The sequence below is a fragment of the Streptomyces bullii genome (assembly GCF_042657145.1).
GTDB classification, from domain to species: domain Bacteria; phylum Actinomycetota; class Actinomycetes; order Streptomycetales; family Streptomycetaceae; genus Streptomyces; species Streptomyces bullii.
In genome coordinates this window covers 124,305-149,774 of sequence record NZ_JBHSNY010000015.1, presented here as the reverse complement: position 1 = coordinate 149,774, position 25,470 = coordinate 124,305, and the positions used below count along the sequence as shown (strand labels likewise).

The window sequence follows — 25,470 nt, the reverse complement described above, 5'->3', positions numbered from 1 at the left end:
ATGCTCTACGTCCCCTTCTTGGACGGCCCGTTCGTCGCCGCGCCCCTGCTGGACCGGCATCGCGTGCGCGTCAAAGCCTGACGCCGCCGGCCCGGAGGTACGCCACCGGGTCGACGTCCGTGCCGAAGCCGGGCCCCGTCCGCACCTCGAAGTGCAGATGCGGGCCCGAGCTGTTCCCGGTGGAGCCGGAGCGGCCGATGCGCTGGCCCGCGCCGACCGTCTGCCCGGTCCGCACGGAGATCGCCGACAGGTGGGCGTACTGGCTGTAGCGGCCGTCCTGGTGCCGGATCACCACCTGGTAGCCGAACGAGCCCTCCCAGCCGGCGCTGACGACGCTGCCCGCCGCGATCGACTTCACCGACGTGCCGGTCGGCACGGGGAAGTCGACACCCGTGTGGTAGCCCTTCGACCAGGCGGCGCCCGCCTTGTGGTACGGCGTTCCCAGCGAGCCGCTGACCGGAGCGACGAGGCCGTGACGGGTCGTCGTCGACCGGTCGGCGCGGCGCTCGTCCCGGTCCTGGGACTTCTTCTTCGGTGCGGGCTTGGGCTGGGGCTTGGACGACGGCTTCGCCGACTTCGGCGGTCCGGTCCGGGTGTCTGACGGTTTGTCCCGGGTGTCCGAGGGCTCGGTCGTGGGGCGCGTCGCCGTACCGGCCCCGGCACGCAGTTCGAGCCGCTGACCCGGCAGGATCAGGTCGGGGTCGGAGCCGATGGTGCCGCGGTTGGCGTCGTACAGGCCCCGCCAGCCGCCGCGGACCCGCTGGTCCGACGCGATGCCGGAGAGGGTGTCGCCGCGCACGACCGTGTACATCTCGGCGGTGCCCGCGCGGGACTGCGGTGTGGTCTGCGGCTGTACGTCCTGGACGGAGGTCCGGCCGCTCTTCCTGCCCTGGCCCGTCTCGTCCTGGCCGGTTTTCTTCGCCGTGCCCGTGGAGGTGCCCGCGGGACGGATGTCGGGTGTGTCGCCGCCCTGGGTCAGTCCGGCCCGTACGGAGCACACCGGCCAGGCGCCGGGGCCCTGCCCGTCGAGCACCTTCTCCGCGACGGCGATCTGCTGGTCCTTGGTGGCGAGGTCCGCGCGCGGCGCGTACCGGGTGCCGCCGTACGCCTCCCAGGTGGACTGGGTGAACTGCAGTCCGCCGTAATACCCGTTGCCGGTGTTGACGCTCCAGTTGTTGCTCGACTCGCACGCGGCGACCTTGTTCCAGGTGTCCACGTCGGCCGCCTGCGCGGCTCCGGTGCCCATGAACGGGAGGGCCATTCCGGCACCGCCCGCCGTGACCGTGAGCGAGGCGCGGTTGATCCTGCTCGGCTGGTACCGGCGATGCCGGCCTCGTACGGCCATGGAGCCCCCCTCGGCATGCGTCAGGAGGGGCCAAAGTAAGCGCTGCGAACTGGCCAGGACAAGACGGCAATCAGCCGCGAGGGTGCGTCAAGTGGCCGGAGAGCGGCCGGGGTTGCGCGGCGCGTGCGACGTACGGGACCGCGCACACGGGCGGGCGGGAGGCACGTCGGACGAGCGCCCTGGACGCGTCGGGTGAGTGCGGCGGGCGCTTTCGTGCGTATCTGGCTGCGCGGCGTCGCCCGACCCGCGCGTGCGGACGCGGAAGCGGCACGTCAGGATGGGCGATGCGCCCCCACCGGCGGGCGCCACCGGCAGCACCGATACAGCACCCATACAGCACCGAATCAGCACCGATACGGCATCGGTACCGCTTCGGCACCGCACCGACAGATCACCGGTCCCGAGGACGTTCAACCGGTACCGAGGGCATTTAGGAGCCAACCCCATGAGCAGTTCAGCACAGATCGGCGTCACGGGTCTCGCGGTCATGGGCCGCAACCTCGCCCGCAACTTCGCGCGCAACGGCTACACGGTCGCGGTGCACAACCGGACGCCGTCCCGCACGCATGCCCTGGTGGAGGAGTTCGGGCACGAGGGCCAGTTCGTCGCGGCCGAGACCGCCAAGGAGTTCGTGGCGGCGCTGGAGCGTCCGCGGCGCCTGGTGATCATGGTGAAGGCCGGTGAGCCGACCGACGCGGTGATCCAGGAGTTCGCCCCGCTGCTGGAGTCCGGGGACATGATCATCGACGGTGGCAACGCGCACTTCGCGGACACCCGGCGCCGGGAGCGTGAGCTGCGCGAGCAGGGCATCCACTTCGTCGGCACCGGCATCTCCGGCGGCGAGGAGGGCGCGCTGCACGGGCCGAGCATCATGCCGGGCGGGTCGAAGGAGTCGTACGAGTCCCTGGGACCGATGCTGGAGAAGATCTCCGCGAAGGCGGCGGACGGCGCGCCCTGCGTGACCCATGTCGGGCCCGACGGTGCCGGGCACTTCGTGAAGATGGTGCACAACGGCATCGAGTACGCCGACATGCAGCTGATCGGCGAGGCCTACCAGTTGCTGCGTGATGTCGCCGGGTACACCCCCGCCGAGATCGCGGAGATCTTCCGCACGTGGAACCGGGGCCGCCTCGACTCCTACCTGATCGAGATCACCGCCGAGGTGCTCTCCCACGTGGACGAGGCGACGGGCAAGCCGTTCGTGGACGTGGTGGTCGACCAGGCGGAGCAGAAGGGCACGGGCCGCTGGACGGTGCAGATCGCCCTGGACCTCGGAGTGCCCGTGTCCGGTATCGCGGAGGCGGTGTTCGCCCGCTCGCTGTCCGGTCACGCGGCGCTGCGGGAGGCCTCGCGCGGGCTCGTCGGCCCGAAGGCCCTGCCGCTGAGCGGCACGGAGGCCGGGGCGTTCGCCGACCGGGTGGAGCAGGCCCTGTACGCGTCGAAGATCGTGTCGTACACGCAGGGCTTCCACGAGATCGACGCGGCGCGCGGCGAGTACGGCTGGGACATCGACCTCGGCGCCGTCTCCGCGATCTGGCGCGGCGGCTGCATCATCCGCGCGGCGTTCCTGGACCGTATCCGAGCGGCGTACGACGCCCGGCCGGACCTGCCGAGCCTGCTGTCGGACGAGACGTTCGCACAGGAGATCGCGGCCGCTCAGGACGACTGGCGCGAGGTCCTGATCGCCGCGACCCGTCAGGGCGTACCGACGCCGGGCTTCGCGGCGGCCCTCGCCTACTACGACGCCCTGCGTGCCGAGCGGCTGCCCGCCGCGCTCACCCAGGGCCAGCGGGATTACTTCGGGGCGCACACGTACCGCCGCACGGACCGGGACGGCTCGTTCCACACGCTGTGGGGCGGCGACCGGTCGGAGGTGTCCGCGTAGCGCCGACGCGTCGGCAGGCTGACTGGGCGTCGGCCGGCGTGACCGGGGGCGGTGGGCGACCGAGGTTCGCCCACCGCCCCTGACGGCCCCGCCGTCAGGGCCTCTGTCAGACCCACGGTCAGGTTCTCTGCCAGGACGGACGGCCAGGACGGACGGTCAGGACAGCGGGGGCCCCGGCTCGGGATTCGGCACCGGCTCCGGTCCCGGCGGGATCGGGGACGGGTCGGGCTCCGGTACGGGACCGGGGCCCGGGGGCGGACCCGGGTGCGGGGGCGGCTGCGGCGGCTGGGGGGTCGGGCCCGGTTGCGGCGGCTGGGGCGTGGGGCCCGGCTGGGGCGGTGGCTCCGGAGAGGGAGGCGGCTCCGGTGTCGGGACGGGGCCGGGGTACGGATCCGGGTGCTGGGGGTCCGGGCCCGGTGTCGGTCCCGGCGGCACGGGGTCGGGATACGGGTTCGTCATGATGTCCTCCAGCCAGTCGGTCGACTCCGGCTCTGGACTACTCCCCCGCCTACCCGGCGGCCGTGTCCTCAGTCACTCCCCCGCAGGACGGGGAGGGGGCCGGGTGGAGCCAACCGGCACTCGCTGTCACCCCTGTGGCCGGGTGCGGGTGGTCGCGGCGGTCACAGGGCGGCGGTTTTCCGGCCACCGCCCGGGGCCCGGAGACAGCGCGCCTGCCCGCCCACTCCCACTGCCGCCGCCCCCGCCGCCAGTCCCGGGCGCGGGCTGGACAACACCGGGGTCGGGGTCGTCGTCAGATGCTGGGCGGGAGTCATCGAGGCCTGGGCGAGGACGATCGAGTCGGCGCCGGTGACCGCGTCGGCCGCCGCCGCGACCATGCGGACGTAACCGTCGGTGTCGCCCGCCTCGAAGCGGGCCCAGGCGCCCTCGACGAGGCGGGTGCGCACCTCGACGGGTTGAGGGGCACGGTGGGCCTCCTCCTTTATCAGCGACACCGTCGGACCGAACGTGCTCTCCGAGGTCGCCAGCACCACCACCCGCGGGCCGGCGGCCACCGCGGCGGCGGCCATCGGACGGTCGACGCGCAGCACCGGCACCCCGGCCCCGGCGGCGGCCGCCTCCGCGACGCCGCCGATGGTCGAGCAGGTGCACAGCACGGCCCGCGCGCCTTCGGCGACGGCCCGGCGCAGCCACACCGACACCTCGTCCGCGACCGCGTCCGGGCCGGCCGCGCGGGCCCGGCTCAGCAGTGCCTCGTCGACGAAGTGCCGCAGTTCCAGTCCCGGATGGGCCTCGTCGCGCAGGGCGTCGAAGACCGGGACGTGCAGGGACGAGGTGTGCAGAAGCGCCAGCACGCTCGTGGCGTGCTCCCGCATCAGAACCGTCCGGGATGCGCCGCCAGCCACTCCTTCGCCGCGGCCCTGAGCTCCGGGACGGCCGCCGGGGCTTGCTCCGGGTGCCGTTCGGCCCACTTGGCGACGTACGGGCACAGCGGGACGACCGCGCTGTTCTCACGGTCGGCGCCGGCGTACAGCTCGCGGGCCAGGGAGCCCGCGATGCCCTTCCCCTCGTGGGCCGGTTCGACGACGGTGTGCACGGGGACGAGGGCGCGCGCGGGGGCTTCGAGGACGAAGTACTCGATACGGCCGACGACGTCCCCGTCGGCCACCGCCTCCAGGCGGCCGGCCGCCCGGTCGTCGCGGATCTCGATGTCGCTCATGGGCACCCTCCCGGTGCGTCCGACCGCCTCGGTCAGGCCGTCACGGCCTGCGGGCTGCGCTGCTGGTCCGAGCCCGGCACCGGCTCGGACGGGTCGGCCCCCAGGGCCACGATGCGGTTGTCGCGGTCCACGTGCACCACCCGGGGCTTCAGCGCCCGCGCCTCGGCGTCGGTGACCTGAGCGTAGCTGATGATGATCACCAGGTCACCGGGGTGGACGAGATGGGCGGCGGCCCCGTTGATCCCGATCACACCGGACCCGCGCTCGCCCTCGATGACGTAGGTCTCCAGCCGGGCGCCGTTGGTGATGTCCACGATGTGCACGAGCTCGCCGGGCAGCAGGTCGGCGGCGTCGAGCAGATCGGCGTCGATGGTCACCGATCCCACGTAGTGCAGGTCGGCCTGGGTGACGGTGGCGCGGTGGATCTTGGACTTGAACATGGTACGCAGCATGTCGCACTCCTGAAAGACGGCTCCCTGCCCGCTTTCTGCAGGTCAAGGGCGATGGTCACTGTACAACGGCACGGGTCGGACTCGAAGGTGTGAGGACCATCGATGTCACTCGGGCAAGAAGGATCCTTGCCTGCGCTTCCGTGCGAACCAGGTTGTTGCGCCACTGCCGACCAAGCACCCGTCCGAACGCCCGTTCCCAAGGCTGCGAGGACTGACGCTGACCAGATGCCGACCTGCCTGACGACACATCAGGTACGACCTCGTCGAGGGGCGGGACCGGGCCCGGGGTGGGCCTCGTCACCTCGTTCAGGCAAACGTTGACAGGCTGGGCGGCCGGTTTGCTACCTTCCGAAGGTCCTGTCACGAGGGTCGGCCCCGGTACCAGGTTGCCTTGACTTCGAGGAGCCTCATGCGTGTCTGCCCGAGCGCCGACCGCCCGGCGCAGAGCGGGCGTCGGGCCGTCACGACCGGCGGGACAGCACTGCACCCTCACGTTCCTCCTCGCTCCCGCGTCGCCCGTTCGCTCGGCTCGAGTCCGACCGCCCCGGACCGGCGTCACGGGGGGCTGACAACGGTGTCAGCCACCTCGTCGGGGACCAGGCACGCGGCCGTCCGGCCCGCGCGGCGGCGGTCCGTCCCGACAGACAGCGGAGCGGGGGAGCGATGAGCGGCCGCTTACGGGGGGTGGGCGGCCGGATCACGGTTGCCGCGTCGACGTCCGCCCCTCCTAGACGTCAGACCGCGATCATCAGGGGCTCTTGTCATGACATCGCCATCGATACGTATCGTCATAGCGGACGACCACGCCCTGGTCCGTGACGCACTCAGCGAACTGCTGGGCTCTCAGGCAGGGATCGACGTGGTCGGGCACGCGGCCTCCTGCACCGAGGCGGTCCGGGTCGTGCGCGCGCTGCGGCCCGACCTCGTCCTGCTCGACCTGCGCATGACCGGTCAGCGGGGCAGCGAGACGGTCCGGAGGATCCGGCGCGCGGCTCCCGCCACCCAGGTACTGGTGCTGTCCGCCCGCAGCTGCCCCCGCGAGACCGGGGAACTGCTCGCCGCCGGGGCCGACGCGTGCCTGCACAAGGACGTCGGCCGTGGCGAGCTGCTGCGCGCCATCGACGCCGCACGCGCCGGCCGGCCCGTCGCCGTGCCGCCGTCACTTCCGGACGGCCCGCGCCCGGTCGCGTCGCCGGCTCCGTCCCGGCCGGCGGCGGACTTCTCGTTACGGGAGCGCCAGATACTCGGCTGCGTGGCCTCGGCGATGAGCAACCGTCAGATAGCGGCGGCGCTCGGCGTCACCGAGGGCACCGTCAAACGGCACCTGCACAACGTGTACCGCAAGCTCGGTGCCGTCTCCCGGGTCGACGCCGTCAACAAGGCGGTGGCGGCGTGCCTGATCCCGGACCGGCCGCCGCTGCCCGCGTCGGGGGCCGGCCGTACGGCCACGGTCGTCGCCGCGGCGGTACGGCCGGCCGGGCCGGGGCCCGTCGCTCAGGTGACCGTCGGCGGTCGCCGCAGCAGCGCAGCCGCCACCGAGCCGTCCGCGCCGACCGACGTCACCAGACCCCAGCGGGCCCGTCCGGGCGCCGCCTCCTGCTCCCAGAAGCCGAGGAGAGCGGCCAGCTGAAGGGCCGCGCCCGCGCTGTGGGTCTCGCCCAGCACGTCCTGCGCCCGCAGCACCACGGGGCGGCAACCGTCCAGGGCACGGCCGCGGCCCCGCGCCTCGACCGCCGGCCAGCCACGCAGTGCGGTGGCGCCGGCCGACACGACCTCCACCTGACCCGGTGCGGCGCCGCCGACCGTCAGGGCGTCGGTCACACAGCGGGCCAACGCCTCGGCGACCGCGCCGGGACCGTCCTCGGGCGGGGCGAAACCGGTCTCGCAGGCGAGCAGTTCGGCCGTCGTCGCGTGGGCGGTGCCGGTGCCGCGTTCCAGGACGAACACCGCGCCGCCCTCGCCGACCGGGTGCCCGGCGGGCGCTCCGGCCCGGTGCCACGCCCAGGCGGTCTGCGGGCTCAGCTCCTCCATGGCGCCGGCCAGCACGCGGGAGGCCTGACCGGTGAGCAGGGCGTTGCGCGCGTACCGCAGCGCCGACAGGCCGGAGATCCGGCCGCCGGCCAGGGAGGCGTTGACACCGGTGAACCCGTGGCGCATCGCGACCTGGCTGGCGGCGTGGTTGAGCAGGATGCCCGGGAAGAGCGCCGGCCTGATCAGGTACGGCCGTTCCTGCTCGTAGGTGTCGCGGAAGAACTCGCCGATCGCGCGGGCGCTGCCGGTGCTGGTGCCCAGGACCACCCCGGTGGTGGACCGCTGCTCCTCGGGCACGGGTTCCGGCAGGCCGCGCAGGGCCAGCTCGCAGGCGGTCATGCCGAGCACGGCCGTGCGACTGAGGCTGCTCAGGCCCTTGCGTCCGAGGTACTCGCGCGGGTCGAAGTCCGGCACGGGCAGCAGGCGCAGAGGCGGCAGCGGCTCTCCGGCCGGCGCATCGGCGGGCTCGGTGGTCCCCTGCTCCCGGGGCGGCAGGGTCCCGGTCCGCAGGGCCTCGCCGAGCGCCTTGCCGCCGACACCGGCCGGGCTGAGCACCCCGTAGCCGGTGATGGTCACGACGGTGGACGGGTCGTGGTCCGTCGTCACGGCGCCCGCCGGCACGGCTTCCGTTGCCACGACGTCCGTTGCCACGGCGTCCGGTGTCACGGCACCCGTCAGTGCGGCGTCCGTCGTTGCCACGTCCGTCATTGCGGCCTCCCCAGGATGACGATGGCGTTGTTGCCGCCGAAGGCGAAGCCGTGGTTCTCCACGATCCGGGGCCGCGTCTGCCGGGCCTCGCCGGCGACGCAGTCCAGGTCCGGCCCCAGCGCGGGATCCGGGGTCCGGACCGTCGCGGTGGGCGGCAGGAAGCCCTCGTGGAGGGCCGCGCAGCAGGCGAGGGCGCCGAAGCCGCTGGCCGCCCCCATGGTGTGCCCCAGCATCGACTTGATGGAGCTGATGGGAGGGACGCGGTCGCCGAACACCTCGCGGACCGCGGCCACTTCGGTGGTGTCGTTGGCCCGCGTGCCGGTGCCGTGCGCACAGATGTAGTCGATCTCGTCCGGCTTGACCCCGGCGTTGTGCTGGGCGCGGCGGATGCACTCGGCGATGCCGTCGCGGTCCGGCTGCGTCGGGTGCTTGGCGTCGCAGGTGAGGGCGTGGCCCAGCACCTCGGCATAGATGCGGGCTCCGCGCGCCTGCGCGCTCTCCCAGGACTCCAGGACCAGTGCGACGCCGCCCTCGCCGGTGAGGATGCCGGCCCGTGCCTCGTCGAACGGGCGGCAGGCGTCGGGGGCGATGGCGCCCAGGCGGTGGAAGCCGGCGTGGGTGGCGCGGTTGACCGCGTCGGCACCGCCCACCACCATCACGTCGGCGGAGCCGCCCCGGATCTGGTCGAAGCCGTACCCGAGGGCGTAGTTGCTCGCCGCGCAGGCGGTGCCGAACGTCTGGGCCTCGCCCCGCAGGCGAAGTTCGGTGTTGACGGCCGCCGCGATGCGGTCGGCCGGTGCCTGCGCGACCAGGCCGGGGTCGGTCCCGGCCAGGCCGCGCTCCAGCCACTGTTCGGTCAGCTCCTGGAAGACGCGGGCCTCACCGTTGGTGGTGCCCATGGCACTGCCCGCCCGGCGGGCGGACAGCTCGGCCGTGTCCCATCCGGCGTCCCGCACCGCGAGACGGGCGGCCGCGGCGGCGAACTGGCTGCTGCGGCCCCAGCGTCGCGGGTCGAGGCGTTCCAGGTGCTCCTCCGGCACGAAGTCGTGCACCTCACCGGCCTGGGTGTGGTCGAATCCGGAGGCGTCGAAGGACCGGATCGGCGAGATGCCGCTGCGGGCGGCCCGCAGGGAGTCGATGAACGGCCGGGCGCCGATGCCCAGGCTGCTCACCGCGCCGAGTCCGGTCACGACGACGCGGTGTGTCGCCGTCTCAGACACCCGCTTCCTCCGCGGACGGCTGGTGACGGGCGACCATGTCGTAGGCGGTCCTCAGGTCCTCCAGCTCGGTCAGCTCCTCCTGCGGTATGCGGATACCGAGCTGCCGCTCGAAGCGGGAGAAGATCTCGATGGCCATCAGGGAGTCGGCGCCGAGGTCCTCCAGGCTCTTGTCCTCGACGAGCTCGTCGGCCGGGACCTCCAGGACATCCGCGACGATCTCCCGGACCCGGGTGCGCAGTTCGGAGGAGAGCGACGACGTCAGGTCGGACATGGTGGTGGTTTCCCTTCTCTGCGGACGGGTGCGATGCGGAATGCGGTCGGCAACGGCAGTCCGGAAAGTGGTTCCGGTCATTTCCGCCGGCCCCTCGGTCAGCATGCTGCCACGGCAATGAGAACCTGCCGACAGGCACCCGGTGAATATGACCCTCATTCCATTCCGGTTTTATGCGCCGTCTATTTCGACCCGGGTTTTATGCGACGTCGACTTCCCTTCCAGAGAATGCCCTCTGCTGGGACGGTGGCGTCCAGCTGTCGAGTTGAAGGGGCTTGCACCGATGAGACCGCCCGTACCCGTGGGTATCGCCTCAGTCGCCCTGTGGCTTCCCTCCGGACGCGACGTCGCCGCCGACGCGGTGGCCGAGGGCCGACTGGAGGCGCGGGTGGCGAGGGACCTGGGGCACCGTCAGCTGCCCGTGGCCGAGGACGTGTCGGCTCCCGACATGGCGGTGCGCGCCTCGTCCGAGGCACTGCGCCGGTCGGACGCGGTCGCCGGCGACCTGGCCCTGCTGTGCCATTCCTGGATGTACTACCAGGGCCACGACCTGTGGTCCCCGCCCCACTACATCGCCGACCAGCTGGGCGCGCACGCCGCCCTGCCGGTCGGCGTACGGCAGATCTGCAACGGGGGAGCCGCCGCGCTGGAGCTGGCCGTGGCGCGGATGTCCCTGGAGACCGGCGTACGGCACGCCCTGGTCACTACCGCGGACCGGTTCGTCCCGCCGGGCTTCGACCGCTGGCGCAGCGACTACGGCGCCGCGTACGGCGACGCGGGGACGGCGGTGCTGCTGCGGCAGCCCGCCGCCGCCTCCGATCCCCTCGTGCTGCGCGCGCTGCACAGCGCCGCGGCGCCGCAGCTGGAGGGCATGCACCGGGGCACCGACCCCTTCGCCCGGCTGCCCCGGGACGCCTCCCCCGTCGTCGACATGCGCCGCACCAAGCGGCTGTATCTCAAGGACCACGGGACGGACGTCTTCCACAAGATCAACCGCGACATGATCCGGCACGTCCTGCGGCGGGCGCTGCGGGACGCCGGGGTGCGCCCGGACGATCCGCGGATCCGTCTGGCGGTGCTGCCCCGGCTCGGCGCCAAGGTGCTGGACACCGCCTGGATCCCGGTCCTGAGCGAGCTGCTGCCCGCCCCCGCGGCCGACTGGGGCACGGACACCGGTCACCTGGGCACCGGTGACCTGGCGGCCGGCCTGCACGACCTGCTGCGCCGTGAGGCCCTGCGCCCCGGCGAGGTCGCGGTGCTGCTCAACGCCGGCGCGGGGTTCACCTGGACCTGCGCGGTCGTGGAAGCCGCGCGCCACTGAGCAACCGCCCCCGCAGGCCGCGCGCCGCTGAGCAACCGCCCTACAGGCACGCACCACCGGGCAACCGCCAACCGCCCTACCGGCACGCACCACTGAGCAACGGACGTCGGGGCCCGCCCGAGGACGGGCGGGCCCCTGCGGTGCGTTCAGCCCACGGTGCGCCAGGCGCCGGCCGGGACGTGCGGGAGGGGGCGCAGCCAGCCGGGCGCGGCGGGCTCGGGCTCGGCGGGCGCGGGCCCGGTGCCCTCCGGCGGGCCGCCGCGCAGCAGGAGGCACAGGACGGCGGCGGTCGCGGCGATCTCCTCCGGCGTCGGCCGGCCGCGGACGATCCGGAACTCGGGAGCGCGAGGCTCGGTCACGACGGTCTCCCTCACATCGGCGGGTTGCCGTGCTTGCGCGGCACCAGCCGCTCCTGCTTGGTGCGCAGGGTCCGCAGCGCCTCGGCCACCACCGCCCGGGTGCGCCGGGGGTCGATCACGTCGTCGACGAGGCCGCGTTCGGCCGCGTAGTACGGGTGCATCAGTTCCTCCCGGTACTTCTGCGCCAGGATGCCGCGCGTGGTCTCGGGGTCGTCCGAGGCGGCCACCTCCCGCCGGTGGATGACGTTGACCGCGCCCTCCGCGCCCATCACGGCGATCTCGTTGGTGGGCCAGGCGTACGACAGGTCGGCGCCGACGGAGCGTGAGTCCATCACGATGTACGCGCCGCCGTAGGCCTTGCGCAGGATGACCTGCACCCGTGGCACGGTGGCCGCGCAGTAGGCGTACAGCAGCTTCGCCCCGTGCCGGATGATGCCGCCGTGCTCCTGTGAGGTGCCCGGCAGGAAGCCCGGCACGTCCACCAGCGTCAGCAGCGGGATGTTGAACGCGTCGCAGACCTGGATGAACGAGGCGCCCTTCTGGGAGGCGTCCACGTCCAGCACGCCGGCCAGGTGCCGCGGCTGGTTGGCGAGGACGCCGACGGTGCGGCCGTCGATGCGGGCGAGCGCGCACAGCAAGTTGGGCGCCCACCGCTCGTGCACCTCCATCAGCTCCCCGTCGTCGACGAGGCGCTCGACGACGGCCCGCATGTCGTAGGGCTGGTTGGGGTCGGCGGGCACCAGGTCGAGCAAATCCTCGTCGAGGATGTCCACGGGGGGCGCCGGCACCGACGGCGGCGGCAGCTCGCGGTTGTTGGAGGGCAGCAGCGAGAGCAGGTAGCGGACGTCCTCCAGGCACGACTCCTCGTCGTCGTGGACGAAGTGGGCGGCGCCCGACAGGGCGGCGTGCACGTCCGCGCCCCCCAGTTCCTCATGGGTGACCTGCTCGCCGGTGACGGTCTCCACCACGTCGGGGCCGGTGATGAACATCTGGGAGATGCCGCGCACCATGAACACGAAGTCGGTCAGCGCCGGCGAGTAGGTCGCTCCGCCCGCGCACGGCCCGAGCATGACGCTGATCTGCGGGATTACTCCGGAGGCACGGACGTTGCGGCGGAAGATGCCGCCGTAGCCGGCCAGGGCGGTGACACCCTCCTGGATCCGCGCGCCGGCGCCGTCGTTGAGGCTGACCAGCGGGGCGCCCGCCGCCTCGGCCATGTCCATGATCTTGTGGATCTTCGCGGCGTGAGACTCCCCCAGCGACCCGCCGAAGACGCGGAAGTCGTGCGCGTAGGCGAAGACCGTGCGGCCGTGCACCCGGCCCCAGCCGGTGACGACACCGTCGGTGTGCGGACGGCGCAGCTCCAGCCCGAAGCCGGTGGCGCGGTGCCTTCTCAGTCCCTCGATCTCGACGAAGGTCCCCTTGTCGAACAGGGCCTCCAGCCGCTCGTGCACGGTCAGCTTCCCGCGGGCGTGCTGCGCCTGGGTGGCGCGCTCGCTCGGCCCGCCGCGCACCTTCTCCCGCAGGCGCAGCAGTTCGTCGGTCCGCTCCCTCATTCCTGCCTGTGTCATGGGCGGACATCCCTCCCTTTTCTTTTCCCGAGCGGATCCAGGTGACGGGCCGCATCATGTGACGGGTGGATGAAAGCCGGTTAAAAGCTGCCGATTCTGCGGGCGGCGGAAGGCACCGGGGCGTTGATTCGACGTCTTCTTTACACGCCTTTCATACGTGCCCCGGAACATCGTGTCGGCACCGAAACACAAGGAGTTCCGACATGACGACAGTCACCGAAGGCGTCGAAGAGGCGGCGAGACCGGAACCGCCACCGCCGCCCGCGGCGGCCGACGCCGCGCCGGAGTTCGTGCGCACCGTCGACCGCCGGCTGGTGCACCGCGCCGCGGTGAGCGAGGTGTTCGTCACCGACCTGCGGCGCGACGGCGACGGATTCCTGGCCGGGGCACAGCTTCCGCTGTCGCACGGCTACTTCGGCGATCATCTGCGCCGGCCGGCCGCGTTCGACTTCCTGCTCCTGCTGGAGTCCGCCCGGCAGGCGTGCACCGCCGCCGGACACCTGTACTACGGGGTGTCCCGGGACACCGTCTTCCTCGTCAACGGCTTCTCGGTCCGCATCACGGACCAGGGCGCCCTCACGGCCGGGGCCCGGCCCGGCGAACTGGTCCTCGCGGGCAGCGCCGTGCGCGACGAGGGGAGGGGCGGGCGGTTGCGGGGGGTGCGCTTCGACGTGGCCCTGAGCCTGGCCGGACGGCAGACCGCGCGGATCGGCATCGACACCAGCACCGCGGCGGGCGAGGACTACCGCAAGCTCCGTTTCCTCCAGCGCAGGTCCACTCCCCCGGTCACCGAGGAACTGGACACCACCGCGGCCGGCCGGCCCGCGGACGCCGCCGCCGTGGGGCGGCGCAATCCGCTCAACGTCGTGCTGGGCGAGCCGGTGCGCGAGGGCGGCGCCGTGTCCGCGCCGGTCGAGCCGCGGTGGGAGAACCGCAGCCTGTTCGACCACTCCTACGACCACATCCCGGCCATGGTGCTGGTGGAGGCGGCGCGGCAACTGGCCCATCTGGCGGGCGTTCCCGTGACCGCGCCCGTGACCGCGTGCACGGCGCGCTTCACGCGCTTCGTCGAACTGGACAGCTCCGTCACGGCCTCGGCCCGCGCGGCCCGGCCCGGCGCCGGTTCCCCGACGCCGCCGTGCGGCCTGGGCGTGGAGTTCCGGCAGAACGGGGTGACGGTGGCCGAGACGGAGCTGGACTTCGGTCCCGCGGCCGGCGAGGAGGGGGCATGACCGCGACGCCCGCCGCCGTACGGGCGGTCTGGAGCGACTTCGGGGGCGTACTGACCCCGCCCATCGACCGCGACCTGGAGGACTTCTGTGCCCGCGAGGGGCTGCCCGCCGCGGCGTTCCGCCGGGCGATGGCCGAGGTGGCCCGGCCCTTCGGCGGTGACGTCATGGCCCCGCTGGACACTCCGCTGATCAGCGAGGAGGAGTGGGCCCGCCGCATGGCGACCGAACTCGCCCGGGACACCGGGGTGGAGGCCGACCTGTCCGGCTTCGGCGAGCGGTGGTTCCGGGGGCGGCGGACCAACGACGCGTGGCTGCGCTTCCTGCGCGAGCTGCGCGACGGGGGCCTGTTCGTCGGCATGCTGTCGAACATGCCGCCGGCCTGGGACCGGCAGTGGCGCCGCATGATCGAACCGGACGGCCTCTTCGACGCGTTGGTCCTGTCGTTCGAGGCCGGCTCCCGCAAACCGGAGCGGCGGATCTTCGAGATCGCCGCGGAGGCCGCGGGAGTGCCCGCGGAGTCCTGTGTGCTGATCGACGACTCCGCGGCCAATTGCGCGGGTGCCGAGGCGGCCGGCTGGCGGGCCGTCCACTTCACCGACGCCGAGCAGGCCTCGGCCCGGTTGCGTCCGCTGCTGGCCCTGCCCTCCGGCGTCTGAACCGGCGGGCCGCTCCGGCAGACCGCCTTCCACCACGTGCCCCAACGACAGGAGACCATCGTGTCGAGAACCGTTCTGATCACCGGCGGGAACCGGGGGATCGGGCTCGCCGTGGCGCGCGCGTTCAGCGCGGACGGCGACAAGGTCGCCGTCACCCACCGCACCGGGGAACCGCCCGAAGGGCTCTTCGCCGTGCGCTGCGACGTGACCGACCGCGACTCCGCCGAGCGCGCCGTGTCCGAGGTCGAAGCCCAGTACGGCCCCGTCGAGGTGCTCGTCGCCAACGCCGGCATCACCCGGGACGGACTGGCCCCGGCGATGCGGGACGACGACTTCGAGGACGTGCTGCAGACCAACCTGGTGGGGGCGTTCCGCATGGCCCGCCTGGTCGCCCGGTCGATGATCAGCGCCCGGCGGGGCCGGATCGTCTTCATGTCGTCCGTGATGGGCTTCCTCGGCTCGCCCGGCCAGACCAACTACGCCGCGTCCAAGGCCGGGTTGCTGGGGCTGACCCGCTCGCTCGCCTGGGAGCTGGGGTCGCGCGGCATCACCGTCAACATGGTCACCCCCGGCCTCATCGAGACCGACATGATCCGCGACGTCACCGACAAGCGGCGGGACCAACTGCTCAGCCAGACCCCGCTGCGCCGCACCGGCACCCCCGAGGAGGTCGCCGAGGTCGTCCGCTTCCTCGCGAGCGACGGCGCCTCGTACGTCACCGGGGCCGCCGTTCCCGTCGGGGGCGGTCTCGCCATGGGCCAGTAGCGCCCCAGTACGCACACCGCGCACCGCGGAGCCCACACGAACCACACGCCATCGCATCACAACCACACACTCGACCGACGAAACGAGAGGAGCACATCGTGACGACCCAGGCCCTGACGGATGAGGACGTCCGGCAGATCGCCGTGGACATGGGGCTGATCTTCAACGACGGGGACGAGGAGGCCGCGCACCGGCTCGTGGCCGAGGACTTCATCGACTGGGAGGCCCCGGAGGGCGCGCCGCGCGGCCCGGAGGCGTACGCCAACACCGCCCGGTGGATGCGCAGCGTCTGGGAGGACGCCCGCTGGGAGATCGTCGACTCGTTCGCCAAGGGCGACAAGGCGGCGCTGCGGGTGATCTTCACGGGCCGGCAGGTCAAGGACTTCATGGGGATCCCCGCGACCGGCAAGCGGGTCCGGGTCCAGCACATCCACCTCTACCGGATCGCCGACGGCAAGGTCGTCGAGCACTGGGCGGTGCGGGACGACCTGGAGCTGATGCGTCAACTCGGCGCGTGGGACAAGCCGCTGGAGGGCGCGCCCAAGCCGGCGCCGCGCGCCTGACCCGGGACCTCCCCTCTCTCCGTCTTCCCCCCTCACACGTGTGGGCGGCACCGCACCGGTGCCGCCCACATGGCGTTCCCGCACACCGGGTGCACCGGGTACGCCGGATCCCGCACACCGGGTGCGCTGTACCCGTCGTCACCACCCACCGGCACGGCGACCACTGGCAGGCGCTCCGGGTTCTCGGATGTCGCGGACCGGCCCGCGCCCTGCCCCTCCCCTGCCCTGTCCTGACGCCCCGCGCCGCGCCGCCCGCGGGCCAGGCTGCGCCGCCGCCCGCCGGCTCGGCCGCGCTGCCGCCCGCCGCCCGGACGGCGGCGGAGGCAGTCCGCTCACCGTTTCAGCGGCCCCACGCCGCTCAGCAGCGTGTCCACGACGGCTGCGGCGAGCGCGTCCGGGTCGATGCCGCTGGCCGCACGCTCCTGGATCGCCTGCTCGATCAACGCGTGGTAGACGCGCTGCGCCCACACCAGGTCCGCACCGGGACGCAGCAACTCCGCGTCCCGGGCCCGTTCGAGCAGCTTCATTCCCTTGGCGAAGATGCGGTCGTGCGCGGCGACGGCCTCGGGGTCGCGCAGCTGGGGCTGGTGAACGGCGAACCGCCAGCTGCTCTTGACCTCGATCACGTTCGCGGTGACCTGGTGGAGCGCCACCATCGGCGGCGCGGTCTCCGGCCGCCCCGCGTCGATGGCCTCCTCGACCTGCCGGAAGGCGTGCGAGGCCATCGCGTCGAGCAGGGCCTCGCGCGAAGCGAACCGCCGGTGCACGGTGGTGCGTGCCACGCCCGCGGCGGCCGCAATCTGGGCCAGGCTCGCAGCGGGATCCTCGCTCAGCACGCGCTCCGCGGTCTCCAGGATCAGCCGGACCGTGCGCTCGGAGTCCGCACGCAGCGGCCGCTCTTTGGTGGTGTCCGGCACGGTGCCCGCCTTTCTGCCCTGGTCTCGGCGTTCTGTTGACTCTACCAACCTACACCCGAGTAGCAGGTGAGTGAATAGTTGCAACACGGTGTTGCATCTTCGCGAGTTTCGACTACAGTCATGTACCGACTAGTGACGGAGTTGCAACCAACAAGGAGTGTGATCTCGTGTCGCACGACCAGCAGGACTGGATGGAGACGTACGAGTTCCACGACGGGGTCACCGCGAGCGGCCCCGCGGAGCTGCAGAAAGTCGGCGTGCTCAAGATCGGCCGTCCCGACGCCCGGCGCGTGCTCGTGCTGGTGGGCGGCCGCGAGGGCGGCGCCGCGGTCTTCAAGCACACCGCGCGCTGCCTGGCCAAGGCCGCCGACGACCTCCAGGTGTGGGCGGTCGACCGCCGCGAGCAGAACCTCGCGGACCTCTCCGGCTTCTCCCGCAGCCCCGAAGAGGCCACCGAGTACTACCTGGGCGGCCGGTACCGGGCCTGCGAGTCCAAGGACCACCTGTACGCGGCGCAGTGGGGCCTAGGCGTGCTCGTGGAGGACCTGCGCCGCGTGGTCCGGGCCGCCTCGGACGGCGGTCGGCGGGAGGTCGTCCTCGGCGGTGTGTCCGTGGGCGCGACCGCCGCGCTGTCGTACGCCGCCTGGGACTTCGACGGCACCCCCGGCCACCGTGACCTGGTGGGCCTGGCCGTCGTCGACGGCGGTGTGCACAACGCCTACGCGGGCGCCGGCATGGAGTTCGACCTGCCGCTGGCCGCTGCCGAGGGCTGGCTCGCGCAGATCGAACAGGGCGCGGTCTTCGAGGACTTCACCAGCACCACGGTCGGTCTGGGCACCCGGCCCGAGGACGCCGCCGTCTGGTTCCAGCTGGCGGCTAAGCACGCCCTGGCGGATCCGCAGGCCCCGGCCGTGCTCGCCGACCGGCTGCCCGAGGCGGTCCGCACCGACCGCAAGCTGACCAACGCGGGCCTGCTGGGCTGGCTGTTCGACGCCGAGCGCGCCCACCCCTCGTTCTCGGTGAGGGCCGGCACGCTGGAGGACAGCGGCGTCTGGAGCGACGGCGGCCCCACTCGCCTGGCCACGATCGCCGAGGCGTTCGCCGGCCCGCAGCCCGGCGCCTGGCTGTGGTACACGCTCAACCGGGTGCTGCTCGACTACGTCGCGGCCCTGCCCTTCACCGAGACGGACGTCACCCGGCGGCTCGGCCTGCGGCTGACCCACACCGCCGGCATCGACATCCCGCTGTACGCCTTCCAGTCGGGTCTCACCAACGGCACCACCGGACAGGCGGCCGCCTCGGTCGCCGCCGGCAGCCGCATCCCCGGACTGGCGCTGTACTCCGACGCGGCGCTGACCCACCAGGACGTGGTGTACGCCCGCTGGGAGGACAACCGCTTCCTCCAGACCCTGTCGCAGTGGCTGCGCAACCTCCCGGCACGCGACCGCTGACCGGCATGCGCGCCCGGGCGGCGAGGCCGTCCCGCGGCCCCGCCGCCCGGCGCAACCGGCTCCGCAGCCCGGCGGAACCCACCCCGATCCCACCCCGGGTTCTCGCCCCGGATCTCACCTCGGAAGGAGCAGCAGTCCGATGACTGCCGTCACCGCCCGTGAAGCACCTCCACGGGCCGGACTCACCCTCTTCGCCCTGTGCCTGGCCGTCTTCATCGTCCCCTACGGCCTCAGCAGCCCCCCGGTCGCGCTGCCGGCCATCGGCCGCGACCTCGGCGCCGGCGTCGTCCCCCTCCAGTGGGTGGTCAACTCCTACAACGTGATGGCCGCCAGCTGCATGATGGCCGCGGGCTCCATCGCCGACCGCATCGGCCGCAAGCGGGTCTTCGCCTTCGGTGTCGCCCTGTACGGCGTCTCGTCGCTGATCGGCGCGCTCGCTCCGCACGTCGTCGTCCTCGACGTGGCGCGCGGTGTCTCCGGTGTGGCCGCGGCCTGCATCATGACCGCCGGCGTGTCGGTGATGGCGAACATGTACGAGGGCGCCGCCCGGACCAAGGCGTTCGCCTACGTCGGGGTCACCATCGGCGCGGGCCTCGCGCTCGGTCCGACGACCTCCGGCCTGCTCGCGTCGGCGCTCGGCTGGCGCTCGGTGTTCTGGATCCACGTCGCCATCACGGCGCTGTCCCTGCTCGGCTTCCGCCTCGTGCAGGAATCCAAGGACCCGGAGGCCAACTCCGTGGACTGGCCCGGCACCATCACCTTCACCGTCGGCCTGTTCCTCTTCACTCTCGGCGTCATCGAGGGCCCGCAGTGGGGCTGGGGCAGCCCGCAGGTGCTGGGGCTCTTCCTCGGCTGCGTGGTGTTCCTGGCCGCCTTCGTCGCGGTGGAGCGGCGCCATCGGATGCCGATGTTCGACCTGAGCCTGTTCCGGGAACCGCGCTTCATGGCCGTCAACCTGCTCGCCACCGCGGTCTCCTTCGGCTTCGTCGGCCTGATGGTCCTGCTGCCCTCCTACCTCGTCGGCGCCAACGGGCAGAGCGACGGCGAGGCGGGCCTGACCATGCTGCTGCTGACCGTTCCGGTGCTGGTCTTCCCGCTGATCGCCGGGCGCCTGGTGCAGCTCGGGGTCAGCATGCGCACCGTCCTCAGCTCCAGCCTGGGGCTGGTGGCCGCCGGCTGCGCCTGGCTGACGGTGGTCCACCCGGGCATCGGCCTGCTCGGCCTGGCGGGTCCGCTGCTGGTGGTCGGCATCGGCATCGGCCTCATCTACGGCCTGATGGACGGCGCGGCGGTCAGCACCGTCCCGCCCACCAAGGTCGGCATGGCCAGCGGCATGTTCAACACGATCCGGCTCGCCAGCGAAGCCGTCGCCGTGGCGGGCATGGTGGCCACGCTGGTCTCCCTCGTCCAGAGCCGGATCTCCGACGGGCTGGCCCGCTTCGCGACCGAGGCCGGCCTGCGCACCCGCGAGGTCGCCGACAGCGTGACCAGCGGCGACGTCGACGGCCCGGTCCGTGAGGCGGCCACTGGTCTGCGCAGCGAGTTCGCGGACTTCCTGCGCACCGGGTACACCGAGGGTTTCCGGATCGTCCTGTGGTGCGCCGCCGCCATCTGCGTCGTCAGCGCCGTGGTGCTGCACCGCATCCTCACCGACCGGGCGGACGACGCCGGTCAGGACACGACGGAGGACGAGCGCGCCGAGGCCCCGGCCTCAAAGCGCAGCGAAGCCCCTGCCGTGTCGAGGACGGACGCCACCGTCTGACGGACCCATCGGCCGACGGCCGGCGCCACCGCCGAGGGCCGGTCGCCCCGTCCGACGGCCGACCGCACCACTGACGGCCGCCGCACCGTCCGAGGGCCGGCGCCACCGGCGAGGCCGGCCCTCCCCCACTCGTTCGCCGCCCGGTGCCCGGCGCCCGGGCGGCGAACGCGCTCGCTCCCGCGGATTTCGCTCCCTTTCCGCGTGCACAGCGTTGCCTGCACCGGCGTGGCGGAATTCACACGCCAACTCCCCGGAAAAGCAATGGTGAAGAGCCGGTACACGGGGTCAACCTTCGTTGCACTCCCTTGAAAGCACTCTTCACATGTGTGAGCCTTTTGTCGAAAGGTTGTTGGAGTGAGCGCGAACTCAAGGATCCCAGTGCTTCGGTTCAATATTCTCGGCCCGCTGACCCTCACCTGGAACACTGAGACGATCACCGTGCCGCGGGGCCCAAAAGTCCGTCAACTGCTGAGTCTTCTGGTGCTCCAGCCGGGAGCGGTGGTGTCACACGGCACACTGGTGGACGAACTCTGGGGCAAGGAACCTCCGAAGACGGCACTCTCCACAGTGAGAACGCATGTGTACCACCTGAGAAAAATTCTGCGCGAGGCGCTCGGCGAGCGAACAGCGCACGACCCGATCGAGACCTGGTCGACCGGCTACATCCTGCGGGCGCTGCCGGAGCAGGTGGATGCGGAGAACTTCCAGCGACTGGCCCGCCAGGGCGAGGCGCTGCTCAACTGCGGTGATCTGGCGGAGGGTTCCCGCCTGGTCAGGCAGGCCCTGGCCCTGTGGCGCGGCGATCCGCTGACCGATGTGGCCAGCGGTCCGGTGCTCACCCAGCACGTGCGGCATCTCGAGGAACTGCACATGCGGACCCTCCAGTTGCGCATAGACGCCGATATGCGTATGGGCCTGCACTGCCAGATCGCCGCCGAACTGAAAAGGCTGGTCGCCTGCCATCCGCTCAACGAATGGCTGCACGGGCAGCTCATCACGGCGCTTTACCGAAGCGGCCGGCGGGGCGACGCCCTGCACGCCTATCACGATATGCGGAGCCTGCTGAGGGAAGAACTCGGACTCGACCCCTCACTTGAACTCCAGACGCTGCACCAGGCAATACTGTCGGACAAGGCGGGGAATCACTGTTTCGTCCATTCCCCGGTCGCCGCCGCGGGCCGGCTCTTCACCGGAGAAATGCACCGCGCATCCTGACCCCCGGCCGACGGCCTGCCTCCCCCGGGTGCCCTCCCGCATTCGCACCGCCCTGCCCTCCGCCGGGGAATTCCTGGATGCGGCGCGGACGCCATCGACCCGGGTCACCCCCACCGTCTCACCGACCCCGCTACCGGAAAGGCACTCCCATGGTCAACGGACTCCGGCGCGCGCACCGGGCGCTCATGCCCGCCGCCCTCCTCCTCTCCACCGCCCTACTGCCCTCGACGGCACTCGGTACGCCCGTCGCGGCCGGCGCGGACGGCACCAGACCGGCCGCGGCCGACGCGGCGCTGCCGTCCGTGATCAGCGGATCGGGCACGGCCATCCACCCCGAGGGCGTCACATGGGACCCGACGCGCTCCGCCTTCCTCATCGGTTCCCTCCGCTACGGCACCGTGTCCGTGGTCGGCTCCGACGGCACGCCCCGCACGCTGATCGACGACCCCGCGCTGATAGCGACCGGCGCGATCCGCGTCGACGTGCCCCGCAACCGCCTCCTCGTCACCTACGACGACGTCTACGCGGGCCCGGACGCCCTGCTCAGCGTCGGCTCGACTCCCGAGACCCGCGGGCGCCACGCGGGGCTGGCCGTCTACGACCTGCGGACCGGGAAGTTGCACAAGCGCATCGACCTCGGCGAGGCGCCCGGTCTGCACCTCGCCAACGACATCGCCCTGGACCCCCGCGGCAACGCCTACGTCACGGACTCCTTCTCCGGCCACATCTTCAAGGTCACGCCGTCGGGCCATAAGTCGACGTTTCTGTACGACCCGGCGCTGGACGCCGGCGCGGACGAGAACGGCCTGCCCAACGTCGGTGTGAACGGCATCGTGTACCACCCTGACGGCTACCTGCTGGTGGTGCGCTACGACACGGGGGCGATCTTCCGGGTCCCGCTGGACCGGCCCCAGGACTTCCGCGAGGTCGACCTCGAGCAGCGGATCCCCGGTGCGGACGGCATGGCCCTCGCCCCGGACGGCACCCTGTGGGCGGCGACGAACACCATCCGCTCCACCGGCATCGACGGGGTCTTCCGGCTCCGCTCGGACGACGGGTGGCGCACCGGCCGCACGCTCAGCGCCCAGGCGTCGCCGGAGGCGGCACCCACGACCGTGGCCATCACCCCGTCCGGCGGCTACGTGCTCAGCAGCAACCTGAACGTCCTGTTCGGCAGCGGAGGCTCGCAGACCCGGGACGGCTTCGTGCTGCGCCGCTACTGAGCGCGGGCGCCGTCCCCGGAAGGAACCACTGCGCACGAACACGGGAGAGAACGCATGGAACGTCGATTGCTCGCCGGGCTGGAGGTCTCCGCCCTCGGCCTCGGCTGCATGGGCATGAGCGACCACTACGGTGTGCCCGACGACACGGAGTCCCTGGCGACGATCCGGCGCGCGCTGGACAGCGGCGTGACGCTGCTGGACACCGCCGACATGTACGGCCCGTTCACCAACGAACGCCTCGTCGGCAGGGCCGTGGCCGGCCGCCGGGACGAGGTCGTCGTCGCCACCAAGTTCGGTATCGAACGGCTGCCGGACGGCACGGTCAAGGGCATCAACGGCCGCCCCGAGTACGTCCGGGCGGCCTGCGACGCCTCGCTGCTGAGGCTGGGCGTCGACCACATCGACCTGTACTACCAGCACCGGGTCGACCGGCAGGTGCCCATCGAGGAGACCTGGGGCGCCCTGTCCGAACTGGTCGCGGCCGGCAAGGTGCGGCACCTCGGCATCTCCGAGGCGGCCCCCGGCACGGTGCGCCGGGCACACGCCGTCCACCCGATCACCGCCGGGCAGTACGAGTACTCGCTGTTCACCCGCGACATCGAGGACGCCCTGCTGCCCACGCTGCGGGAACTCGGCATCGGGCTGGTGGCCTACAGCCCGATGGGCCGCGGACTGCTCACCGGCCGCATCGCGGACACCGACGCACTGCCGTCCCATGACGTGCGGCACCTGTCGCCGCGCTTCCGTCGGGAGAACCTGGAGGCCAATCTCGCGCTCGTGGACGCGCTGCGGAAGCTGGCCGCGGACCACGGCGTGACGGCCGCGCAACTGTCCCTGGCCTGGCTGCTGGCCCGGGGCACCGACGTCGTGCCCATCCCGGGCACCAAGCGGCGTGCCTACCTCGACGAGAACCTCCAGGCGCTGGAGCTGGAGCTCACCGGGGAACAGCTGGCCGCGATCGAGGCGGCCGTACCGGCTGCGGCCGTCGCGGGTGAGCGGTACGACCCGCCCCGTATGGCCACCGTCAACATCTGAACGAAGTCCGTCAACCAGGAGACACACATGAACGTCACTGTCCTCGGGGCCACCGGCGCCACGGGCCGGCGCGTCGTCAGGCGGCTGCTCGCCGACGGGCACACGGTCCGTGCGGCGGTGCGCGACGCCGCGCGGGCCGAGAAGCTGTTCGGCGCGGACGTAGCCACCGCCGTCGTGGACCTCGCCGCACCCGGCGCCGCCCTGGCCGACGCGTTCGCCGGAACGGACGCGGTGATCAACGCGGCGGCCACGCGCAGCATGGACAAGCGGCAGGCCGAGCTGATCGACCACCGGGGCGTCGTCGCCGCCGTCGACGCGGCGGTGGCCGCCGGGGTACGGCGCTGGGTGCAGCTGTCGATGTGGGGCACCGCCGACCCCAGCCGTCTGCCCGGGTACCTCCGCGACACCGGCCACGCCAAGCTGGCCGCGGACACCCACCTGGAGAAGACGGAGCTCGACTGGACGATCGTCCGGCCGCCGTGGCTGAACGACAGCGCCCCCGGCGACCGCATCACCGTGGGTGACGAGGTCGAGGAGGGGTCCCTGAGCCGTGAGGACCTGGCGACCGTCCTGGTCTCCTCACTGGACCACCCGGCCACCGTCCGCCGCGCCTTCGAGGTGACGGGTGGCGGCCGTCCGATCGCCGACGCCCTGGACTCGCTGGCCTCCTGAGTCCGCCCCCGCCCCGGGTGAGCCCTCGGCAGCCGCCGCGGCAGGGTGCGCACCCGGGGCCCGACAACCCAAAAGCAGGAGAAAGCAGCAAAACGCTCGACATCCGGCGCCGCCGGGGCCGCCACTGCTGCGCGTATTCCGCGACCGTCTGTTGACCGAGTTGTCGGCGGGCCTCGGCAACGGACGGGGCCGTCTTCTTTCGTGTACAGGTGCGAGCAACGGACCATGTGCCGACCCGAACGCGACGATCAGGGCTCTGACACTTCCCTCGTCAGTCCTGTTCCGTGACCGTGATCGCGCTGCGCGGGCAGGCGCGGACGTCATGCAGACCCATGGGACCTACGCAGGAGGACCACAGGCGCCCTACGTGGCGGGTTTCGAAGCGGCCGGCGAGATCGTTGCCGTTGGTCCGGAGGTCGCCAACCCACTTGAGGTTGGCACCCACGTTGTTGGAGCCGGGCCAGGCGCCTTCGCGCAGTACATGACGATGCCGGCCGCGGAGGTGCTTGCCGTCCCATCTGGCTGGACGGACCTTGAAGCCCTTGGCCTGGTGTTGAACTGGGCGACCGCGTTGGCGGCACTGAAGCCGCTGGGCGAGGTCAAGAAGGGTGAGGCGGTGCTCATTCATGCCGCGGCCGGCGGTGTGGGCCAGGCCGCCGTCCGCCTCGCCCACCACTACGGCGCACGCGTGATCGCCACGGCATCACCGGCCAAGCACGGCACCGTCAAAGCTCTCGGCGCCGACGCGGTCCTGGACAGCGCCCGCCCCGATCTGGCCGCGGAGATCACGCGCCTGACCGGCGGCGTGGACCTGGTGTTGGAGTCCGTAGGACAAGCCACGTTCCAAGTCAGCTTGGCCGTCACCAAATCCTTCACCGGACGCATCGTCGTGTTCGGTGCCGCCTCCGGCAACGCCGGCCTGACCACACACGACCTGCAAGTCAAGGGTCTGCACATCGGCGCGCTGGCAGCTGCGGCCCCGTCCATCTATGGCGAACTGCTCGCCGAGATCGACACGCTCATCGCCGCCGGCGTGTACTTGCCCGGCACACCCGAGGTTCACCCCCTGACGGAGGGACCGGCCGTGTTGCAGGAGTTCGAAGCGGGCCGAACCCGTGGCAAGCACGCTCTCGATCCG

At 72.4% G+C, this 25,470-nt stretch carries 22 protein-coding genes and 2 pseudogenes; 14 read left to right on the top strand and 10 right to left on the bottom strand.

The genetic code is table 11. The features are described from left to right. Positions 1 to 70: 70 nt before the first annotated feature. Entirely contained in the window at positions 71 to 1,345 is a 1,275-nt protein-coding gene (locus ACFPZJ_RS35275) for a transglycosylase family protein (protein ID WP_381030404.1), read from the bottom strand. A gap of 445 nt (positions 1,346 to 1,790) precedes the next feature. Here ACFPZJ_RS35275 and gndA point away from each other — a divergent pair, with 445 nt between their 5' ends. Then, positions 1,791 to 3,230, top strand: coding sequence for an NADP-dependent phosphogluconate dehydrogenase (gndA, locus tag ACFPZJ_RS35270; protein ID WP_381030402.1), 1,440 nt, complete (start codon positions 1,791 to 1,793; stop codon positions 3,228 to 3,230). 620 nt (positions 3,231 to 3,850) lie between these two features. Here the strand turns inward: gndA and ACFPZJ_RS35265 are convergent. From ACFPZJ_RS35265 to panD, 3 genes are read right to left on the bottom strand one after another with little or no spacing between them, the layout of a single operon-like run. After that, complete coding sequence (locus tag ACFPZJ_RS35265) at positions 3,851 to 4,543, bottom strand: aspartate/glutamate racemase family protein (protein ID WP_381030651.1); 693 nt, start codon at positions 4,541 to 4,543, stop codon at positions 3,851 to 3,853. Between the two features lie 20 nt (positions 4,544 to 4,563). Beyond that, positions 4,564 to 4,908, bottom strand: coding sequence for a GNAT family N-acetyltransferase (locus tag ACFPZJ_RS35260; RefSeq protein ID WP_381030400.1), 345 nt, complete (start codon positions 4,906 to 4,908; stop codon positions 4,564 to 4,566). A 32-nt stretch (positions 4,909 to 4,940) separates the two neighbouring features. After that, positions 4,941 to 5,360: an aspartate 1-decarboxylase gene (panD, locus tag ACFPZJ_RS35255; protein ID WP_381030397.1), complete on the bottom strand. Its 420-nt coding sequence runs from the start codon at positions 5,358 to 5,360 to the stop codon at positions 4,941 to 4,943. 763 nt (positions 5,361 to 6,123) lie between these two features. On the opposite strand from panD, the pseudogene ACFPZJ_RS35250 reads away from it, so the two are divergent. Further along, a pseudogene (locus ACFPZJ_RS35250) lies at positions 6,124 to 6,729 on the top strand (response regulator); the annotation flags it as partial. 125 nt (positions 6,730 to 6,854) lie between these two features. On the opposite strand, the gene ACFPZJ_RS35245 reads toward ACFPZJ_RS35250, so the two are convergent. From ACFPZJ_RS35245 to ACFPZJ_RS35235, 3 genes are read right to left on the bottom strand one after another with little or no spacing between them, the layout of a single operon-like run. After that, complete coding sequence (locus tag ACFPZJ_RS35245; RefSeq protein ID WP_381030394.1) at positions 6,855 to 8,099, bottom strand: beta-ketoacyl synthase N-terminal-like domain-containing protein; 1,245 nt, start codon at positions 8,097 to 8,099, stop codon at positions 6,855 to 6,857. Beyond that, positions 8,096 to 9,319, bottom strand: a complete 1,224-nt coding sequence (locus ACFPZJ_RS35240; protein WP_381030393.1) for a beta-ketoacyl-[acyl-carrier-protein] synthase family protein — start codon at positions 9,317 to 9,319, stop codon at positions 8,096 to 8,098. Before ACFPZJ_RS35240 ends, ACFPZJ_RS35245 begins: the two co-directional genes overlap by 4 nt. After that, positions 9,312 to 9,590: an acyl carrier protein gene (locus ACFPZJ_RS35235; RefSeq protein ID WP_381030390.1), complete on the bottom strand. Its 279-nt coding sequence runs from the start codon at positions 9,588 to 9,590 to the stop codon at positions 9,312 to 9,314. The genes ACFPZJ_RS35240 and ACFPZJ_RS35235 overlap by 8 nt, the downstream gene beginning before the upstream one ends. A gap of 301 nt (positions 9,591 to 9,891) precedes the next feature. Here ACFPZJ_RS35235 and ACFPZJ_RS35230 point away from each other — a divergent pair, with 301 nt between their 5' ends. Beyond that, positions 9,892 to 10,911, top strand: a complete 1,020-nt coding sequence (locus tag ACFPZJ_RS35230) for a ketoacyl-ACP synthase III family protein (protein ID WP_381030388.1) — start codon at positions 9,892 to 9,894, stop codon at positions 10,909 to 10,911. Positions 10,912 to 11,057: 146 nt separating this feature from the next. Here the strand turns inward: ACFPZJ_RS35230 and ACFPZJ_RS35225 are convergent, their stop codons facing one another. Continuing rightward, a complete protein-coding gene (locus ACFPZJ_RS35225; RefSeq protein ID WP_381030385.1) occupies positions 11,058 to 11,270 on the bottom strand; it encodes an acyl-CoA carboxylase subunit epsilon in 213 nt (70 codons plus the stop codon). 11 nt (positions 11,271 to 11,281) lie between these two features. Next, positions 11,282 to 12,841, bottom strand: a complete 1,560-nt coding sequence (locus ACFPZJ_RS35220; protein ID WP_381030382.1) for an acyl-CoA carboxylase subunit beta — start codon at positions 12,839 to 12,841, stop codon at positions 11,282 to 11,284. Positions 12,842 to 13,044: 203 nt separating this feature from the next. Here ACFPZJ_RS35220 and ACFPZJ_RS35215 point away from each other — a divergent pair, with 203 nt between their 5' ends. From ACFPZJ_RS35215 to ACFPZJ_RS35200, 4 genes are all read left to right on the top strand, one after another. Continuing rightward, complete coding sequence (locus ACFPZJ_RS35215; RefSeq protein ID WP_381030379.1) at positions 13,045 to 14,073, top strand: ScbA/BarX family gamma-butyrolactone biosynthesis protein; 1,029 nt, start codon at positions 13,045 to 13,047, stop codon at positions 14,071 to 14,073. Beyond that, positions 14,070 to 14,729 carry an HAD-IA family hydrolase gene (locus tag ACFPZJ_RS35210; protein WP_381030376.1) on the top strand — a complete coding sequence of 220 codons (660 nt, stop codon included), beginning with the start codon at positions 14,070 to 14,072 and terminating at the stop codon, positions 14,727 to 14,729. The genes ACFPZJ_RS35215 and ACFPZJ_RS35210 overlap by 4 nt, the downstream gene beginning before the upstream one ends. Before the next feature lie 60 nt (positions 14,730 to 14,789). Next, positions 14,790 to 15,494, top strand: a complete 705-nt coding sequence (gene fabG, locus ACFPZJ_RS35205; protein WP_381030374.1) for a 3-oxoacyl-ACP reductase FabG — start codon at positions 14,790 to 14,792, stop codon at positions 15,492 to 15,494. 98 nt (positions 15,495 to 15,592) lie between these two features. Beyond that, complete coding sequence (locus ACFPZJ_RS35200) at positions 15,593 to 16,057, top strand: ester cyclase (RefSeq protein ID WP_381030372.1); 465 nt, start codon at positions 15,593 to 15,595, stop codon at positions 16,055 to 16,057. Positions 16,058 to 16,389: 332 nt separating this feature from the next. On the opposite strand, the gene ACFPZJ_RS35195 is transcribed toward ACFPZJ_RS35200, so the two are convergent. Then, entirely contained in the window at positions 16,390 to 16,974 is a 585-nt protein-coding gene (locus tag ACFPZJ_RS35195; RefSeq protein ID WP_381030370.1) for a TetR/AcrR family transcriptional regulator, read from the bottom strand. 167 nt (positions 16,975 to 17,141) lie between these two features. Between ACFPZJ_RS35195 and ACFPZJ_RS35190 the strand changes: the two genes are divergently transcribed. The 7 genes and pseudogenes from ACFPZJ_RS35190 to ACFPZJ_RS35160 all read left to right on the top strand — a co-directional run. Beyond that, positions 17,142 to 18,425 carry an alpha/beta fold hydrolase gene (locus ACFPZJ_RS35190; RefSeq protein WP_381030368.1) on the top strand — a complete coding sequence of 428 codons (1,284 nt, stop codon included), beginning with the start codon at positions 17,142 to 17,144 and terminating at the stop codon, positions 18,423 to 18,425. Between the two features lie 139 nt (positions 18,426 to 18,564). Beyond that, complete coding sequence (locus ACFPZJ_RS35185) at positions 18,565 to 20,187, top strand: MFS transporter (RefSeq protein ID WP_381030366.1); 1,623 nt, start codon at positions 18,565 to 18,567, stop codon at positions 20,185 to 20,187. Between the two features lie 378 nt (positions 20,188 to 20,565). Further along, positions 20,566 to 21,402: an AfsR/SARP family transcriptional regulator gene (locus ACFPZJ_RS35180; protein ID WP_381030363.1), complete on the top strand. Its 837-nt coding sequence runs from the start codon at positions 20,566 to 20,568 to the stop codon at positions 21,400 to 21,402. 149 nt (positions 21,403 to 21,551) lie between these two features. Then, on the top strand, positions 21,552 to 22,625 hold the full coding sequence (locus ACFPZJ_RS35175) for an SMP-30/gluconolactonase/LRE family protein (protein ID WP_381030362.1): 1,074 nt from the start codon (positions 21,552 to 21,554) through the stop codon (positions 22,623 to 22,625). A 54-nt stretch (positions 22,626 to 22,679) separates the two neighbouring features. Next, positions 22,680 to 23,660 carry an aldo/keto reductase gene (locus tag ACFPZJ_RS35170; RefSeq protein WP_381030359.1) on the top strand — a complete coding sequence of 327 codons (981 nt, stop codon included), beginning with the start codon at positions 22,680 to 22,682 and terminating at the stop codon, positions 23,658 to 23,660. 27 nt (positions 23,661 to 23,687) lie between these two features. Then, positions 23,688 to 24,332 carry an NAD(P)H-binding protein gene (locus ACFPZJ_RS35165; protein WP_381030357.1) on the top strand — a complete coding sequence of 215 codons (645 nt, stop codon included), beginning with the start codon at positions 23,688 to 23,690 and terminating at the stop codon, positions 24,330 to 24,332. 322 nt (positions 24,333 to 24,654) lie between these two features. Beyond that, positions 24,655 to 25,398, top strand: a pseudogene (locus ACFPZJ_RS35160) (zinc-binding dehydrogenase); the annotation flags it as partial. Between the last annotated feature and the right edge of the window lie 72 nt (positions 25,399 to 25,470).